Here is a 17601-nt window from a genome sequence, read left to right as displayed (position 1 = left end):
ATCTCGTTTTGGGGCTTTCACAAAGCCGTGACGGGCGTTACAGTCGCAGCAACGTCGATGGGAGCGCTTCCATCGACAAGGTTCCAAAAAGAAGATCACCCGGGGCTGTGCCCACAGCGCCGGGGACTAGACCAGAGGCCGACGGCGGGCCAGCCCGGACACCGCCGTCAGCCGCCGCCCCACCATAGTGGAGGGAGGTGGACCTCAAGCCACTCGCGTGGCCCGGCTCCCGCGCGACACGCACGACTGGGACGCCAAATCCGCCCGTGCGTGTACCGCAACACAGTGGGGACGGGGGTTGCCCTCCCCCGTCCCCACACTAAACCCCCGTTCACGATGGGAAAAGAGGCCGACGGGTCAGACGCGCGTCACACGCGCGCCCCGCAACGGCAGTCGACCCGCCCGCCGACCGTGCGACGCCCGCCGACCGCCCCGGGCGCGCGCCATCCCGGTCCGCCCCGCGGCACTGAGCGCACCCCGGTCCCGCCGACCCGACGCCCGACCGGCCAGCGCCATCTTTCCCACCCCCAGCCGTCCCCGCCGCCAAGGCACCCCCGACCTGCGACGATCCGGCTCTTGGCGGGCACCGCCACCCTTTACCCTGTATTGGGAGCGCTCCCGAGGGCTCAGGGGGTCAACCATCACGAGGAGAACTCCATGTCGATACTCACCCGGCGCCACCTGCTGCGCCACGCGGCGCTCTCGGCCACCGCCGTCACCCCCGCCGGCGCCGCCATCGGCACCGCCACGGCAGCCGGCGCCGCCGCGACCCTCGCCGGCTGCCAGCCCGGCGACACCGACCGCACCGCGCCGGAGACCAGCCCCGCCGGCCGGCTGCCCTTCCCGCAGAACTTCGGCTGGGGCGCGGCCACCTCCGCGTACCAGATCGAAGGCGCCGTCAAGGAAGACGGCCGCGGCGAATCGGTCTGGGACACCTTCAGCCACGCACCCGGACGCATCCGCAACGGCGACACCGGAGACGTCGCCGCCGACCACTACCACCGCTACGCCGACGACCTCGATCTGATGCGCGACCTGGGGCTGCGCAGCTACCGGTTCTCCATCTCCTGGCCGCGCATCCAGCCCGACGGCACCGGCCCCGCCAACCAACGCGGCCTCGACTTCTACCGCCGCCTCGTCGACGGCCTGCACGAGCGGGGCATCTCCCCGATGGCCACCCTGTTCCACTGGGACCTGCCCCAGGCCCTGCAGAACACCGGCGGATGGGAGTCCCGCGACGTCGCCCAGCGCTTCGCCGACTACGCCGCCATCCTCTTCGACGCCCTCGGCGACCGCGTCCCGGTCTGGCTGACCATCAACGAACCCAAGACCGTGGTGCAGAACGGCTACCTCTCCGGCCACCACGCCCCCGGCCTGCGCGACCCCGACGCCGCCTACCTGGTCGCCCACCACCTGCAACTGGCCCACGGCCTCGCCGTCCGCGCACTGCGCGACACCAGCGGCGCCGGCCGCATCGGCCCGGCCTTCAACCTGCACCCCTGCTACCCCGCCGACGACTCCCCCGCCGCCGCCGAGGCCGCCCGCCTCTACGACGGCTACGAGAACCGCCTCTACCTCGACTCCGCCCTCAAGGGCAGCTACCCCGAGGACGTCCTGGCCGACCTCGGACCGGACAGCCGCATGGTGCGCGGCATCCGCGACGGCGACCTGGAGATCATCTCCTCCCCCATCGACCTGCTCGCCGTGCAGTACTACACCCCGATCTACGTCACCGCCAACGGCGGCACCGTCAGCCGCTGGCCCACCTCCGAGGCGGAGTGGCAGCAGATCTACCCCGACGGCATGTACGACATCCTGACCCGGGTCACCCGCGACTACGGCCCCATCCCGCTCACCGTGACCGAGAACGGCCTGCCCACCCCCGACGTACTCGCCGCCGACGGCACCGTCGAGGACACCGGCCGGGTCAGCTTCCTGCGCGACCACCTCGCCGCCGCCCACCGCGCCGTCACCGACGGCGTGCCGCTGGAGAGCTTCCACGTCTGGTCGCTGCTCGACAACTTCGAGTGGGCCGAGGGCTACGACCAGCGCTGGGGCCTGATCTACGTCGACTACGCCACCCAACGCCGCGTGCTCAAGCGCAGCGCCCACTGGTACCGCCAGGTCATCGCCGACAACGCCCTCTGAGGTGTAAGCAGGGGTCCCCTGCTTACACCTCATGCATAGCAGGGGACCCCTGCTAACCACTTCCGGCCGGCCCGAGAACCCGAACCGCCCGGCCCCGGCACCGCCCGGGGCCGGGTGGTTCGGGCATCTACCGCCGGACATCTGCCGCGCCGCCCGTGTCCGACGGCATGAACGGTTCAGCTCGACAGCGCACGGACACCCCGCCACAGTCCGCCTCCGGCGATGACTCGCACCGGTGCGGAGCGACGCGGGAACACGCCGCCACCGGCCCTGCACTAGGGTCGGCCGCATGATCGATCGCGCCCCGTTAGGGCGGCCGTTCTGGACGTTCTGGAGCGCCGCCGCCCTGGCCAACTTGGGTGACGGCATCCGCGTCGGCGCGTTCCCGCTACTCGCCGCAGCCCTCACCGACGACCCGCTGGCCGTCGCCGCCGTCGCCGCCGCCCAGTTCCTGCCCTGGCTCGTCTCCGGGCTGCTCGCCGGCGCCCTCGCCGACCGCCGCAGCCCCCGCACCCTGCTCGCCGCCGCCGACACCGCCCGGGTCGTCGTGCTGGCCACCCTCGCCACCGCAGTGGCCCTGGGCTGGGCCACCATCGCCCTGGTCGTCGCCGCCGCGTTCCTGCTCGGTATCGGCGAGACCCTCCGCGACACCGCCGCACAGACCGCCGTACCCCGGCTCGTCGCCGACGCCCACCTGGAGAAGGCCAACGGGCGACTCGTGGCCGGGGAGATCGTCGGCAACGAGTTCGTCGGTCCCCCGGTGGGCGCGATGCTGTTCGTCGTCGGGGCGGCCATCCCCTTCGCCGTCAACGGCGCCACCCTCGCCCTGGCCGTGATGCTCATGCTCTCCCTGCCGCTGACCCTGGCCCACCGCGCCACCAGCGCGCCCACCACCGACGAGACGTCGAACTCCGAGGGCGACGGCATCCTGGCCGGCCTGCGGTGGCTGATCCGCCAGCCGATGCTGCGCACCCTGGTGCTGGTCACCGCCGCCGTGGCCGCCGCCGACACCGCCTGGTTCGCGATCTTCGTGCTCTACGCCCGCGACGCCCTCGGCCTCGGCGCGTTCGGCTTCGGCCTGCTGCTGGCCACCGGCGCCGCAGGGGGCCTGATCGGCTCGTTCGCCGCCGACCGGCTGGTCGCCCGGTTTCGCCACCGACACGTACTCACCTGGTCGATGGCCGTCACCGCCGGCGTCCCAGTGCTGCTGGCCGTCACCCCCCACCGCGCCGCCGCCGTCGTCGTGGTGGTCACCACCAGCGCGGCGTTCGCGGTGCTCAACGTGGCCGCCCTGTCCGTACGGCAACGACTCGTGCCCGGCGGCCTCCTCGGCCGGGTGATCGCCGCCTGCCGCATGGTCACCTACAGCTGCACCGCACTGGGCGCACTGGCCGGCGGCGCGCTGGCCACCGGCGCCGGCATCGAGGCACCATTCGTGTTCAGCGGGATCATCGCCGTCGCCGCCACCCTCGCCTGGTGGCTCGCCTCCCGACGCGGCACCCCCGGCGCCCTCGGCCTGCGCTAGGCCGAGGGCACCGCACTCCGGGACGTCAGATCCCCCGGCCAGCCCAGGTCAGCGCGGCAGGGCCTGCTGCAACTCGGCGCGCAACGCCGGGGTCAGCATGTCCCCGGCCTGCTTGGCCAGCCGCGCCATCTCGTAGCCCACCACACCGATGTCGGCGTCCGCCGCAGCGAGGGTGGCCAGGATCGACCCGTCCCGGACCTGCATCACCAGGAAGTAGCCCCGACCCATCTCGACGACGGTCTGCTTGACCACGTCACCGTCGAACATCTGCGCGGCACCAGCGGTGATGCTCATCAGACCCGAGGTGACGGCGGAAAGCTTGTCGGCGTGATCCCGAGGCAGATTGTCCGATATCGCCACCAGCAGCCCGTCGGAGGACACCACGATCGCGTGTGCCACTCCCGGCACCCGATCCGCGAATGCGCTGACCAGCCAGCTCAGATCCCGAGCCTGCTGCGACAAGGTGGTCACCTTGGTCCCCCTTCGTTCCATACGCCGGACGGTTGCACGGGAATCTGCATGGTCTCCTCGGCCTCGGCCCGCCGCACACCGCTGTACAACTTCGACAACATGCCGCCGACCGCATCCGGGTCGGGGTCGTGCCGGACCGGCCGCTGCTGCTCCGGGCGGGCCGGCTGGCTCACCGAACTCAGTTGCGCCATCGGCACCCGCATCGGCAGGCCCCGGGCATTGGTGCCGGCGGTCACCGGCACCGTCGGCGGCGCCGGTTGACCGACCCCCGTCGTCGGCACCGCCCCCGACGGTCCCTCCCGGGACCACCAGCCACCGCCGCCACCGGCCGGGACGGCCGCCGCCGGGGCGAGCACGGTCTCGGCGCGTACCGGATGGGTCTGGCGGGGCACGGTGGTCGGTCGACGGCCGGCGACCGGCAGCTCCACCGGACCGGGCCGTCCGCCCTGGTGGGCGGTCATGCCGCCGGGGATCCGCGGCGCCGACACCGGGTCGACGCTCGGTGCCGGAGCCGCCGCCAGCAGCGCACCGGGCAGCCGGATCCGCGCCACCAGCCCGCCGACACCGCCGTGCAGCCGCACCTCGATGCCGTGCCGGGCCGCCAGGTGGCTGACCACGAACAGACCCATCCGCTCCACCGCCGCCACGTCGGCGGCCGGCGGCGACGCCAGGACGGCGTTGGCCTCGGCCAACGCCGTCTCGGTCATGCCGATGCCCTGGTCGGCGATCTCGATCACCGCGCCTTGCCCCTCGAACCGGGCCATGACCTGCACCACCGTGTCGGGGCGGGAGAAGGCGGTGGCGTTCTCCAGCAGCTCGGCCAGCAGGTGGACCAGTTCACCGACGGCGTGTCCGACCACGTGCAGGTCGGCCACGGCCTCGTGCCGCACCCGCTGATACTGCTCGATCTCCGCGCTGGCCGCCAGCAGCACCGCGCCCAGCCCGATCGGCCGGTTCCACCGCCGGGTCGACTCGGTGCCGGCCAGCACCAGCAGGCTCTCGTCGTTACGGCGCATACGGGCGGCCAGGTGGTCCAGCTTGAACAGGTTCTCCAGCTGGTCCGGGTCGCCTTCCTCCCGCTCCAGGTCGTCGAGCAGCTCCAACTGCCGCTCGACCAGCACCTGGCTGCGTCGGGCCAGGTTGACGAACATCGCGTTGACGTTGCGCCGCATGTTCGCCTGCTCGACCGCCACGCCGACGGCGCTGCGGTGCACGGCGACGAACGCCTCGGCCAGCTCACCGATCTCGTCGAGCGAGCGGACCACCGCCGGGGACACCTCGATGGGCGGTACGCCACCGGAGACCGACCGCAGCCGGGCCAGCGCCTCGGGCAGCTCGACCTGGGCGATCCGTAGCGCCTGCGAGCGCAGCAGCCGGATCGACCGGGCCAGCGACCGGCCGACCAGCACCGAGATCAGCACCGCCACCAGCAACACCGTGATGATCGCACCGATCAGCAGCAGGGTCTGACGCAGCTGGGTGGTGCTGGCCGCCTGCGCCTGCTGCACCGCCTCGGCCAGCACCTCGGCCTCGTACTGGCGCAGCAGCTCGTGGCGGTTGTCGCTGGCCTCCCACCACTGCCCGCCGGTCAGCACCAACCGACCGGCCGCGATCTGGGCGATCGCCCGATCCTCCAGCTCAGCGGTGGCGGCGAAGACCGGGTTCACGGTCATCTCGTCGTAGCGGGCCACCTGCCCGTTGGTCGCGGCGATCCGGAACACGCCCAGCGCGGTCAGCTGACGGGCCCGCAGTTCGGCCAGCCGCGCCCCGCCGTCGGCGCTGTAGCCGCTGTCCCGCGCGGCGGCGTACACCTCCGCCCGGACCCGCGCGGACGAGTCCTTGGCCCGGGCGAACTGCACGTACCGCAGCACCGCGTCGGCCAGCTCCGGGCGGTCGTTGCCCGGCGCCGGCTGGGCGAGCAGGGTCAGCAGCCCCTCGATGGCCCGGTGGTAGTTACCCAGGATGGTGTCGTCGCTGAGCACCACGGTCGCCATCACCCCGCGGATGTACTCGACCTGCTGCACCGCCTGCGACGCCACCGAGTAGGTGTCGCGCCAGGCCGGGTCGGCCTCGGCCACCGGCTCGGCCACCTCCCGCAGCGCCCGCATCGCGTCGTCGGTGGCATCCCGGTACTGCTGCAACGAGCCCAGCATCGCGGCGCGGCCGGCCTCGTCGGCGCTGGCGCGCAGCACGGGCAGCTCACCGGCGGTACGGTCGCGTTCCTGCTGCAGCATGTGCACCAGGTAGGTGATCTCCTCACCGACGGTGACCTGCGCGGCGAAGTCACCGAGCGTGCTCGCCCGTCCGACCAGGCTCTGGGCCTGCACCCCGGCCATGACCAGGAACGCCACCGACGGAATGATCAGCACGGCGGCGAGTTTGGTCCGCATCCGCCAGTCCCGCAACCGGAACGCGGAACGCCGCCGGTGGGGCACCACCCGAACGTCGAACCGCCGTCGGCGATGCGCTGACACCTCGGGCGTCTGATGTGCTGCACCCACAGGGTCCTCCTCCCCACGCGCCCGCCGTGACCTCGGGGAGCGCGGTCCATCCAACCAGGCCCCCGAGCAGTGTCAACGTCCTACCCTTACGAAGGGTTCAGGACGAGACCGCCGGTCGCCACCCTATGCCGGGGTCGCCGGAGCTTGATCATCCGTCCGGCTGATGTCGGCCACCACCACGGCATCGGTGATCCGGCCGGTCGCCACGAGCGCCGCGCCGGTGGCCCCGATCTCCGGGTGACGTCCGAAGTCGACCCGACGGGGAGTGAGCACCTGCGCGAAGGTGCGGCGCCACCAGGGCGAGGCGGCCATCGCGCCGCCACCGAGGACCACGTCGGTGGGCCGTCCGACCATCGACTCCAGCCGCACCAGGTCGTCCACGACCTGCTCGCACACCCCGTGCATCAGCCCGGCCAGGATCTGCACGGAGGTGGTGCCGAAACCGAGTCCGCGCAGCTCACCGGAGCCGGCGCTCCGGTCGCCGGGGGGACGGTCGCCACCGAAACCGACGTTGACCGGTACGCCCGCGCCGGGCGGCAGCACCGCCAGGGCCTGCTCCAGCGCCGGGCCGGTGGGCAGCCGCAGCACCCGGTCCGCCCAGGCGAACAGATTCCCACCCGAGGAGTACGCCGCCCCGGTGACGACGTGGTCGTGGTCGACGCGGTAGCGCCACAGCCGATGCGGCAGCGGCGACTGCGCAGCGTGCGCCGGCATCCGCTGCAGCAGCCGGACCGCCGAGGAGGTGCCGACGGTCACCGCCGCCCGACTGTCGTCGATGCAGCCGGAGCCGACGTTGGAGGCAGCGCCGTCGCCGACCGGGGCCGTCCAGGACGCCTGCGCCAGGTCCGGCCAGCGGCGGGCGTACTCGCCGCGCAGCCGCCCCCGCCAGTCCCGGCCGGCCAGCTCGGGCAGGTCCGCACCGCGGATGCCGGCCAACGTGCACGCCTCGGGATCCCAGTCCAGCGTGCCCAGGTCCAGCAACCCGGTGCCGGAGGCCTGCGACATCGACATCGGCGCGTCGGTGAGCAGCCGTCCCAGCGCGTACTCCACCAGTCCGGTGAAACGCCCCACCCGGGTGCCGGTCTGCTCGCGCAGCCACGGCAGCCGCACCGACCAGTAGCAGCGGTGCCACCAGGTGCCGGTGCGCTGGTGGTAGTCGACCGCGTCGACCGGCCCGTGCAACGCCGGCGACGGCTCGGGGCGGGTGTCGAGCCAGGTGAGCACCGGGCCGAGTGGTTCGTCGTCGATGCCCAGCGGCAGCACCGAGTGCCACTGGGCGCTGACCGCGATCAGATCCACCTCGCGCAGGTGACCGTGCTGGTGCAGCTCGTCGAGGCACTCGATGAGGCAGGCCAGGTACTGCCGAGGGTCCAGGGTGCCGGCGCCGTCACCGTCGACGGTGAGCACGGTCTTACGCCGCGCCAACGCCCCCGGCAGGGGACGGATGTCGGCGTCCATCACGAGCCCCCGCACCGAGGAGGTTCCCAGGTCCAGCGCGAGAATGTTCATCGCGGTCAACGTACCCGTTGCCGTCGGCGCCGCGCGTCACCGCCCACGCCAGTCCGCCGAACGGCTTCCCCCCGATCCACGCCCCGCGTAGGGTGTGCCCATGCCTACGCGCCTGTCCTGCTGGTGGCCCGCCGACCCGGCGGCCCCCCTGCACGCGTAGTCACCCACGCGGCCGCCCGACGAGGCGGCCGCCGGTCATGGTTTCCGGCCCGTGGGCCGCCGCAACGGCGGCTCCCGGACCCAGGAGAGACCGATGAACCCACTGACCGACCTGCTCGCCGCGCTCGCCGACGGCACCGACCCGGGCCCGTTCGCCCTGGTACGCCGCGCCGACGCCCCCCACCTCGACCTGTTCACCGGCACGGTGGACACCGCCGCGCGACTGGCCGACCTGCCGCTGCCCACCGACGTGCCCGGCCCGGCCACGCTGGCGCTGGTGCCGTTCCGACAGATCACCGAGCGTGGTTTCGCCTGCGTGGACGACGGCGTGCCGCTGGAGTTCCTGCGGATCGGGCAGCACGTACGGGTACCGCTGGCCGACGCCCTCGACGCGTTACCCGAGGGCCCGGTCCGCACCACCGGCGCCGCCTTCGACGTCCCCGACGACGCCTACGCCGCCGTCGTCGCCCGGGTGCTGGCCGAGGAGATCGGACGCGGCGAGGGCGCCAACTTCGTCATCCACCGCACGCTGCACGCCCGGGTGCAGGGCGCGCCGGTGACCGCCGCGCTGGCCGCCCTCCGGTCGCTGCTGCACCGCGAACGCGGCGCGTACTGGACGTTCGTGGTGCACACCGGCACCCGCACGCTGGTCGGCGCCAGCCCGGAACGACACGTCAGCGTCGACGACGGCCTGGTCATGATGAACCCGATCAGCGGCACCTTCCGACACACCGGCGCCACCGCCGACCGGGCCGCCCTGCTGCGCTTCCTCGCCGACACCAAGGAGACCGAGGAGCTGTACATGGTCCTCGACGAGGAACTGAAGATGATGGCCACGGTGGCCGAACACGGCGGTCAGGTGGTCGGGCCCTACCTCAAGGAGATGTCGCACCTGGCACACACCGAGTACCTGCTGGCCGGACACGGCAGCCGGGACGTCCGCGAGGTGCTGCGGGAGACGATGTTCGCCCCCACGGTGACCGGCAGCCCGATGGAGAACGCCTGCCGGGTCATCGCCCGCCACGAACGCACCGGCCGCCGCTACTACGCCGGAGTCCTGGCGCTGCTCGGTCACGACGACAACGGCCGGCAGACCCTCGACGCCCCGATCCTGATCCGCACCGCCGAACTCTCCCCCACCGGTGAGCTGCGGGTCCCGGTCGGGGCGACCCTGGTCCGGCACTCCACACCCGCCGCCGAGGTCGCCGAGACCCACGCCAAGGCCGCCGGGGTGCTGGCCGCCCTCGGCCTGGGACCGCAGGCACCGCAGGCCGGACCGCAGCCACCCCGCCGCCTGGCCGACGATCCCGAGGTACGCGCCGCGCTGGCCGCCCGCAACGCCCCGCTGGCCCGCTTCTGGCTCGACCAGCGCCCGACCGGCGCACTGGCCCGACCCGCCCTGGCCGGACGCCGCGCCCTCGTCGTCGACGGCGAGGACACCTTCACCGGCATGCTCGCCCACCAGCTCGGCGCCCTCGGCCTGACGGTGACCGTCCGACCGTGGCACGCCACCGGGCCGGTCCGCGCCGACGACCTGGTCGTCGTCGGCCCCGGCCCCGGCGACCCCACCGGCGACACCGCGAAGATGCACCGGCTACGTGACCTGCTCACCGAACTACTCGACGCCGGACACCCCACCCTCGCGGTCTGCCTCGGCCACCAACTGCTCGCCGGCCTGCTCGGACTGCCGGTGAGCCGCCGCGACGCGCCCTACCAGGGCCTGCAACGCACCATCGTGCTCTCCGGCACGCCCCGCCAGGTCGGCTTCTACGCCACCTTCACCGCCCACGCCGACACCGACCGCCTCGACAGCCGCTACGGCCCGGTCGAGGTGACCCGCGACGAGGTCGACGGCGCCGTGCACGCGCTGCGCGGCCGGGGCTTCGCCGGGGTGCAGTTCCATCCCGAATCGGTGCTCAGCCCGGACGGGGTCGCGGTGCTGGCCGAGCTGCTGGCGCAGCTGCTGCCGGCACCGGCCGGCGAGTTGTCCACCACCGGGCAGGCATAGCCGGCCCGATCCGGGGTAGCGCTGTTCACGGCCGACGGTCCGGGCGGGTATGAGAGCCCCTGCCCGGACCGCCGGTCCCTGGCTCAGCCGGCCAGGCCCTGCTTCAGCGCCGCACCGATGCGCACCGCCCGCTTGGCCGTCAACGCCGTCGCCTCCAACGCCACATGATCCGGCGCGGTCTCACCGTTGTTGCTGGTGTGCGACGCGCCGTACGGGTTGCCGGCGACGAACTGGCTCGGCTCGGTGTAGCCGGGCGCGACCACGATCCCACCCCAGTGGTAGAAGACGTGGAACAGCGACAGCAGCGTCGACTCCTGCCCACCGTGATGTGTGGCTGTCGAGGTGAACGCCGAGTACACCTTGTCGGCCAGCGCGCCCTGTGCCCACAGCGGTCCGGTGGTGTCGATGAACTGCTTGAGCTGCGCGGCGACCAGACCGTACCGGGTCGGCGAACCGAAGATCACCACATCGGCCCAGCTCAGGTCGTCCGGCTGCGCCTCCTCGACGTCCTGGGTCTCCAGCCGGTGCGCCTCCCAGCCCGAGTTCGACCGGATCGCCTCCTCCGGGGCCAACTCGCGCACCTTGCGCAACCGGACTTCCGCACCGGCCTGCTCGGCGGCCTCCCGGGCCGACTGCGCCATCTGGTACGTGATGCCGGTCGCGCTGTAGTAGATCACCGCCACCTTGACCTGTGCCGCCATCGCCTGCGTCCTTCCTGCCGTGATCGTCGGTAAGCTTCCGCGACTACCCGATGCTTGCGTCGACAAACATTCGTCGGATTCGACCGACCCCCCGGTCGACGCCCTGTCCACCGGTCGACGGACACCACGGTTCCGTCCACCGGTCGTCCCGCGACACCCCCACGTCGACCGACGATCAGGACATGACCGACTCCCCCGTCATCCGCGTCCGCGGACTACGCAAGACCTACGGCGACACCACCGCCGTGGCCGGCGTCGACCTGGACGTCGCGACCGGCGAGGTGGTGGCCCTGCTCGGACCCAACGGCGCCGGCAAGACCAGCACCATCGACATCCTCCAGGGCCACCGCGACCGCGACGCCGGTGACGTGCAGGTGCTCGGCCGCGACCCGGCCCACGTCGACCTCGACTGGCGCGCCGGAATCGGCGTCGTCGCCCAGCACAGCGACGACCTGACCGAACTGACCGTCGCCGAGGCGGTACGCCACTTCGCCCGCTACTACCCCGCACCCCGCGACCCCGCCGACGTCCTCACCCTGGTCGGTCTCACCGACAAGGCCGGAGCCCGGGTCCGTACCCTCTCCGGCGGCCAACGCCGCCGCCTGGACGTCGCACTCGGCGTGGTCGGCCGCCCCCGGCTGCTCTTCCTCGACGAACCGACCACCGGCTTCGACCCGCAGGCGCGCCGCCAGTTCTGGACGCTGATCCGCCGACTCGCAGGCGAGGAGACCACCATCCTGTTCAGCACCCACTACCTCGACGAGGCCGAGGCACTGGCCGACCGCGTCGCGGTCATCGTCGGCGGCCGGATCGTCGCCGACGGTGCCCCGGCCACCCTCGGCGGACGCGCCACCGCCCGCACCGTGGTCCGGTGGGCCCACGGCCGGCAGGAGACCGACGACCCGGCCGCCCTCGTCGCCGAGCTGACCCGCCGCCACGGCGGCACCGTGCCCGGCCTGACCGTCAGCCGCCCCAGCCTCGAAGACGTCTACCTGGACCTGATCGGAGCGACCCCGTGACCGCCACCGCCCACCGCGCCGCCACCCGCCGCCCCAGCGCCCTGCGGCTCGGGCTGCACCGCGCCGGCATCGAACTGCGGTGCTTCTTCCGGGAACGCGACGCCGTGGTGTTCACCTTCGCCATGCCGGCGGTCATCCTCGCCCTGCTCGGCGCGATCTTCGACGGCGTCTACGAGGGCAGCGACGTCACCTCGGCCCAGTACCTCGCCCCCAGCATGATCGCCGCCGGCATCGCCTCCACCACCTTCGTCAACCTGAGCACCGGCATCGCCGCCGACCGCGACGACGGCACCCTGCGCCGACTGCGCGGCGTCCCGATGCCCCCCTCGGCGTACATCGTCGGCAAGACCCTGATGGCCCTGGTGGTCAGCATCGGCGAGACGATCCTGCTGCTGGCCATCGCGGTACTCGCCTTCGACCTGCGGCTGCCCACCGACCCCGCCCGCTGGCTCACCTTCGGCTGGGTGTTCCTGCTCGGCGCCACCGCCTGCGCCCTGCTCGGCATCGCCGCCAGCAGCCTGGCCCGCTCGGCCCGCAGCGCCGGGGCCGTGATGAACCTGCCCTACCTCGTGCTGGCCTTCATCTCCGGCGTCTTCTACACCCCCGTCGGGCACCTACCCGAACCGCTGGTCACGATCGGCTCGCTGTTCCCGCTCAAATGGATGGCCCAGGGCTTCCGCTCGGTGTTCCTGCCCGACACCATCCTCCCGCAGGAGGTCGTACCCTCCTGGGAGCACGGTCGGATCGCGCTCGTGCTCGCCGCGTGGTGCATCGGAGGAATGGTGCTGTGCCTGACCACCTTCCGCTGGCGAGGTCGACGCACCCGATGACTCCACCGACCGACACGTGGAGCGCACGCTTCCGGCTCTGGGACGGCTACTTCGCCCTGGCCGCCGTCGGCGTCGCCGTGGCCGTGGCCGCCGACGGCAGCCGTACGCCCGCCGCCCGCCTCGGCTGCCTCGCGCTGTTCCTCGCCCTGACCGGCTGGTACCTCGGCGTCGGCCGCCGACTGATGCGCGACTCCGTCGAGGACTGGCACGGCTACCTCTACCTCACCGGGGTGATCCTGCTCTACGTGCCGGCGGTCCTGCTCAGCGGCACCGCCTCGTTCCTACTGTTCGTGCTCAACCCGCAGATGTTCATGGTGCTGCCCGCCTTACCAGCGGTCGGCGCGGTGCTGCTGCTCAACTCCGTGCACGTGATCGTCCTGGCCGTCCGGCTGCCCGACCTGGGCGAGGTGGTCGCGTCGCTGCTGATCGCCCTGATGACCGTCCTCGTGGTCAGCGTGCTGGGCGTCTGGGCCCAACACACCGTCGCCGAGAGCGGCCGACGCGCCGAGCTGATCGCCCAACTGGAACAGACCCGGGCCGAGCTGGCCGAGGTGTCCCACCGCGCCGGGGTGGCCGCCGAACGGCAACGACTCGCCGCCGACATCCACGACACCGTGGCCCAGGGCCTGTCCAGCGTGGTGATGCTGGTCCAGGCCGCCGAGGCCGACCTGGACCGCGACCCGGACCAGGCCCGCCGCCACCTGGACCTGGCCCGGCAGACCGCCCGGGAGAACCTGCTCGACGTACGCACCCTGGTCGCCGCACTCACCCCGACGCAGATCGACGGCTCCCCGCTGGAACAGGCACTGGACCGGCTGGCCGAGCGCTTCACCCGGGAGACCGGGGTGCCGGTCACCTGCACCGCCGACCTGACCGCCGGCCCGGCACCGGGCACCGCCGTGGAGGTGGTGCTGCTGCGCGCGGCACAGGAGGCACTGACCAACGTCCGGCGGCACGCCGACGCCACCGCCGTGGCCGTCCTGCTGCACGGCGACGACGACCGGGTCACGCTGGAGATCGGCGACGACGGCGCCGGATTCGACCCCGCCGGGGCGTACCCGGACGGCGACGGCGGCTACGGGCTGGCCGGGCTGCGCACCCGCGTCGAACAGGTCAACGGCAGCGTCCTCGTACGCTCGGCCCCCGGCGAGGGGACCACGATCCGGGTGGAGGTGCCGTACCAATGATCACCGTGCTGCTGGTCGACGACCACCCGGTGGTCCGCGCCGGAGTCGCCGGCATGCTCGCCGGCACCGACGACATCACCGTCGTCGGCGAGGCCGCCGACGCCGCCGAGGCACTCACGGCCGTCCACGCCCACCACCCCGACGTGGTCCTGATGGACCTGCGGCTGCCCGGCGACGACGGCGCCACCGCCACCGGCCGCATCCTCACCGCTCGACCACAGACCCGGGTGGTGGTGCTGACCACCTACGAGACCGACACCGACATCCTGCGGGCCGTCGAGGCCGGCGCCGCCGGCTACCTGCTCAAGGACACCTCCCGCGCCGACCTGATCACCGCGATCCGCACCGCCGCACGCGGCGGCACCGTCCTCGCCCCCTCGGTGGCGACCCGACTGCTGCACCAGGTACGCCGACCCACCGCCCGCGACACCCTGTCACCCCGCGAGGTGCAGGTGCTGCGGCTGGTCGCCCGAGGGCTGTCCAACGCCGAGATCGGCCGGGAACTGCACATCGGCGAGGCGACCGTGAAGACCCACCTGCTGCGGACCTTCAACAAACTCGACGTCTCCGACCGCACCGCCGCCGTCACCACCGCCATGGCCGCCGGCCTGCTCTGACACCGCCCCCGACGACCGGCCCGACAATCCGGCTGGCATGCTCGCGAGCATGCAGATCAGGACCGCGACCGCCGGGGACTGGCCCGGCATCTGGCCCTTCCTGCGCGAGATCGTCTCCGCCGGGGACACCTACACCTGGCCCCGCGACGTCGACGAGACCCGCGCCCGCGACATGTGGCTGGTCCCCCCACCCGGACGCACCGTCGTCGCCGTCGACGACGACGGCACCGTGCTCGCCTCGGCGAAACTGACCCCCAACCAGCTCGGCCCCGGCGACCACGTGGCCAACGCCAGCTTCATGGTCGCCCCGGCCGCCGCCGGACGCGGAATCGGCCGGGCCCTCGGCACGTACGTGCTGGACCTGGCCCGCACCGACGGCTACCGGGCGATGCAGTTCAACGCCGTGGTCGCCACCAACACCCGCGCGGTGGCGCTGTGGCGCTCACTCGGCTTCGACGTGGTCGGCCGCATCCCCGACGGCTTCCGTCACCCCACCCAGGGCCCCGTCGACCTGCTCGTCATGTACCAGCGCCTCTGAGCCGCCCGGCGCGTCCCCGGCCACGCCGGATAACCTGGGCCGGTGATGCTGCCCCTGCCCACCGGCGACTTCCAGGCGTACCTGTTCGACTGCGACGGCACCATCGTCGACTCGATGCCGCTGCACTACACCGCCTGGCGGCAGGCCCTCGACGAGTGGGAGTGCGCCTTCCCCGAGGACCTCTTCTATGCCTGGGCCGGCCGACCGACGCTCGACATCGTCGACGCCCTCAATGAGCAGCAACGCCTGAACATGCCGGTGGAGACCGTGGTCGCCCGCCGCGAGGAGCACTACCAGCGGCTGCTGCCCACCGCCGCCGGCATCCCCGGGGTGCTGCACCACATCCAGGACGCGCACGGACGCATCCCCTTCGCCGTGGTCTCCGGCAGCACCCGCGAAGCCGTCACCGCCTCCCTCGACGCCCTCGGCATCCTCGACCGGTTCGACGTGCTGGTCTGCGCCGGCGACTACACCCGCCCCAAACCCGACCCGGAGCCGTTCCTGCGCGCCGCCGAGCTGCTCGGCGTACCGCCGCACGCCTGCCTGGTCTTCGAGGACGCCGACCTGGGCATCGAGGCCGCCGTCGCCGCCGGCATGGCAGCGGTCCGCGTGCCCCAGCCCCGCCAGGGCAGCTGACCCGCCGGAAAGCACCCGACTGTCGGTGCACGGGCCTAAGCTGCCCTCGACCGACGACGGAAGGCGGCGCAAGTGGCACCTCGCGGCACGACGCTGACCGGCACCGACGCGCTCGCCCTGCGGATGACCAGTCTCCTGCTGAGCCCCACCCCCGCCACCACCGGGCAGACCGTGGCCGAGGTCGTCGAGTGGTTCGGTGCCATGCAGGCTCAGGAGATCAACAGCGGCCTGTGGTCACTGGGCGTACGGTTACCCGGCGCCAGCCAGACCGACGTGCACGCCGCGCTGGAACGCCGGGAGGCCCTGCGGACCTGGCCGATGCGCGGCACCATCCACCTCGTCCCCGCCCGCGACGCCCGCTGGATGCTGGAGCTGACCGGCGTACGCGCCCTGGCCGGCGCGGCAGCGCGCCGCGAGTTCCTCGGCCTGACCGAAGCAGAGGCGGACCGCGCCGCCGACGTGCTCGGCACCGCCCTGGCCGGCGGCGGCCGACTGACCCGCACCGACTGCGTGGCCGCGCTGGTCGCCGCCGGCATCGACGGCGCCGGCCAGCGCGGATACCACCTCCTCTGGTACGCCAGCCAGCGCGGCGTCACCTGCATCGCCCCCAATCTCGGCACCGAGCAGACCTTCGCACTGCTCGACGAGTGGGCGCCCGGCCAACACCGACCCGACCGGGACGAGGCGCTGGCCGCCCTGGCGCTGCGCTACTTCCGCAGCCACGGCCCCACCACCCGACAGGACTTCGCCGGCTGGACCGGCCTGACCGCCACCGACGCGAAACGCGCCATCGCCGCCGCCGGCGACGCCCTGACCACCGTCCAGGTCGACGGCACCGAAGCGATCCTGCCGCCCGCCCTGCTCGACGCACCCCGCACACCCACACCCGACGTGCTGACCCTGCCCGGCTTCGACGAATACCTGCTCGGCTTCAAGGACCGCACGCTGATGCTCGACCCCGCCCACAAGCAGGCCATCATCCCCGGAGGCAACGGCGTCTTCCAGGCCACCGTCGTCATCGGTGGCCGGGTCGTCGGCACCTGGAAACGCACCCTGGCCAAGACCCGGGTCACGCTGGCCGTGAAACCCCTGGTCCCGCTCGACCCGGCACAGCGCACACAGGTCGAGCAGGCCCTGCACCGCTACGCCGACTTCCTCGCCCTCCCACCCCGCGTCACCTGGCCCGACTAGCCTTCCCCGCCGCCTCGTCGTCCCACCGCACCCGGCCGGGGGCCAGGCCCTCTTCCGACCGGCGGAGGTGAGGAAACAGCCCTCAGGCGCGGGCGATGTCTCGGCAGGCGGTGGCGATCAGCAGGCCCAGGCCGACGGCCATCAGCGGCAACCCCAACCCGAAGGGCAGTTCCGAGACGGAGTTCAGGTTGCCGCCTCGCCCGATGTTCCCGAAGCTGGCCGCCACCACCGCCAAGACCATCACCAGGGTGCCGATCCCGGCAGCCAACGCGGCCATCGCCGCCTCGACGACGGTCCGGGCCCAGAGACTGGTCACGACCGCCACCAGCAGGAAGGCGAACGTCCAGAGCGTCCACCCTCCACCGCTGCTGAGGCTGGCGTACTCCCAACCGGAGTACCACCACAGATGCCGTGGCGACTGCCGGAACCAGGGGAGCAGATACCCGAAGAGGATGAGCATCGTCGCGAGGAGCATCACGCCGTCGAAACCGGCGAGCCTGCTGCGCCCGTCGGCACCCTTGTCCTGAGTCACCTTCGGGATGCTAGCCACACCACGCCAAG

The 17601-nt window shown here is 72.8% G+C and carries 15 protein-coding genes; 10 read left to right on the top strand and 5 right to left on the bottom strand.

Annotated elements, in window-relative coordinates:
* Positions 1 to 657: 657 nt before the first annotated feature.
* Both ACFYTT_RS23915 and ACFYTT_RS23910 read left to right on the top strand, forming a co-directional pair.
* Positions 658 to 2148 (top strand): GH1 family beta-glucosidase, encoded by a 1491-nt coding sequence (locus tag ACFYTT_RS23915; protein ID WP_387262348.1) that lies wholly within the window; start codon positions 658 to 660, stop codon positions 2146 to 2148.
* Positions 2149 to 2437: 289 nt separating this feature from the next.
* Positions 2438 to 3673: an MFS transporter gene (locus ACFYTT_RS23910; protein WP_387262346.1), complete on the top strand. Its 1236-nt coding sequence runs from the start codon at positions 2438 to 2440 to the stop codon at positions 3671 to 3673.
* Between the two features lie 48 nt (positions 3674 to 3721).
* On the opposite strand, the gene ACFYTT_RS23905 is transcribed toward ACFYTT_RS23910, so the two are convergent.
* The 3 genes from ACFYTT_RS23905 to ACFYTT_RS23895 form a co-directional block, all read right to left on the bottom strand.
* Positions 3722 to 4135: a roadblock/LC7 domain-containing protein gene (locus ACFYTT_RS23905; protein WP_201272506.1), complete on the bottom strand. Its 414-nt coding sequence runs from the start codon at positions 4133 to 4135 to the stop codon at positions 3722 to 3724.
* A gap of 5 nt (positions 4136 to 4140) precedes the next feature.
* Entirely contained in the window at positions 4141 to 6579 is a 2439-nt protein-coding gene (locus ACFYTT_RS23900) for a nitrate- and nitrite sensing domain-containing protein (protein ID WP_387262343.1), read from the bottom strand.
* A 189-nt stretch (positions 6580 to 6768) separates the two neighbouring features.
* Positions 6769 to 8154, bottom strand: a complete 1386-nt coding sequence (locus tag ACFYTT_RS23895; protein WP_387262341.1) for an FGGY family carbohydrate kinase — start codon at positions 8152 to 8154, stop codon at positions 6769 to 6771.
* Between the two features lie 253 nt (positions 8155 to 8407).
* On the opposite strand from ACFYTT_RS23895, the gene ACFYTT_RS23890 reads away from it, so the two are divergent.
* Positions 8408 to 10321: an anthranilate synthase family protein gene (locus ACFYTT_RS23890; RefSeq protein ID WP_387262339.1), complete on the top strand. Its 1914-nt coding sequence runs from the start codon at positions 8408 to 8410 to the stop codon at positions 10319 to 10321.
* Between the two features lie 83 nt (positions 10322 to 10404).
* On the opposite strand, the gene wrbA is transcribed toward ACFYTT_RS23890, so the two are convergent.
* Entirely contained in the window at positions 10405 to 11022 is a 618-nt protein-coding gene (gene wrbA, locus ACFYTT_RS23885) for an NAD(P)H:quinone oxidoreductase (protein WP_387262337.1), read from the bottom strand.
* Positions 11023 to 11204: 182 nt separating this feature from the next.
* On the opposite strand from wrbA, the gene ACFYTT_RS23880 reads away from it, so the two are divergent.
* The 7 genes from ACFYTT_RS23880 to ACFYTT_RS23850 all read left to right on the top strand — a co-directional run bounded on the left by ACFYTT_RS23880 (position 11205) and on the right by ACFYTT_RS23850 (position 17040).
* On the top strand, positions 11205 to 12041 hold the full coding sequence (locus ACFYTT_RS23880) for an ABC transporter ATP-binding protein (RefSeq protein ID WP_387262335.1): 837 nt from the start codon (positions 11205 to 11207) through the stop codon (positions 12039 to 12041).
* Positions 12038 to 12871, top strand: coding sequence for an ABC transporter permease (locus ACFYTT_RS23875; RefSeq protein ID WP_387262332.1), 834 nt, complete (start codon positions 12038 to 12040; stop codon positions 12869 to 12871). Before ACFYTT_RS23880 ends, ACFYTT_RS23875 begins: the two co-directional genes overlap by 4 nt.
* Entirely contained in the window at positions 12868 to 14058 is a 1191-nt protein-coding gene (locus tag ACFYTT_RS23870) for a sensor histidine kinase (protein ID WP_387262329.1), read from the top strand. Before ACFYTT_RS23875 ends, ACFYTT_RS23870 begins: the two co-directional genes overlap by 4 nt.
* Entirely contained in the window at positions 14055 to 14675 is a 621-nt protein-coding gene (locus tag ACFYTT_RS23865; RefSeq protein WP_387262326.1) for a response regulator, read from the top strand. The genes ACFYTT_RS23870 and ACFYTT_RS23865 overlap by 4 nt, the downstream gene beginning before the upstream one ends.
* Before the next feature lie 49 nt (positions 14676 to 14724).
* Positions 14725 to 15213 (top strand): GNAT family N-acetyltransferase, encoded by a 489-nt coding sequence (locus ACFYTT_RS23860; RefSeq protein ID WP_176094520.1) that lies wholly within the window; start codon positions 14725 to 14727, stop codon positions 15211 to 15213.
* Between the two features lie 45 nt (positions 15214 to 15258).
* Positions 15259 to 15849 (top strand): HAD family hydrolase, encoded by a 591-nt coding sequence (locus tag ACFYTT_RS23855; protein ID WP_387262484.1) that lies wholly within the window; start codon positions 15259 to 15261, stop codon positions 15847 to 15849.
* A 123-nt stretch (positions 15850 to 15972) separates the two neighbouring features.
* The gene (locus ACFYTT_RS23850) at positions 15973 to 17040 is read left to right on the top strand and encodes a winged helix DNA-binding domain-containing protein (protein WP_387262481.1); all 1068 of its coding nucleotides are present in this window, start codon (positions 15973 to 15975) and stop codon (positions 17038 to 17040) included.
* A gap of 82 nt (positions 17041 to 17122) precedes the next feature.
* On the opposite strand, the gene ACFYTT_RS23845 is transcribed toward ACFYTT_RS23850, so the two are convergent.
* Entirely contained in the window at positions 17123 to 17572 is a 450-nt protein-coding gene (locus ACFYTT_RS23845; RefSeq protein ID WP_131051065.1) for a hypothetical protein, read from the bottom strand.
* Between the last annotated feature and the right edge of the window lie 29 nt (positions 17573 to 17601).

Source organism: Micromonospora sp. NPDC003816, from assembly GCF_042874705.1.
Taxonomy (GTDB): Bacteria; Actinomycetota; Actinomycetes; order Mycobacteriales; family Micromonosporaceae; genus Micromonospora.
Note: the sequence above shows the minus strand (reverse complement) of the source record. Positions and strands in the feature narration are given on the sequence as shown.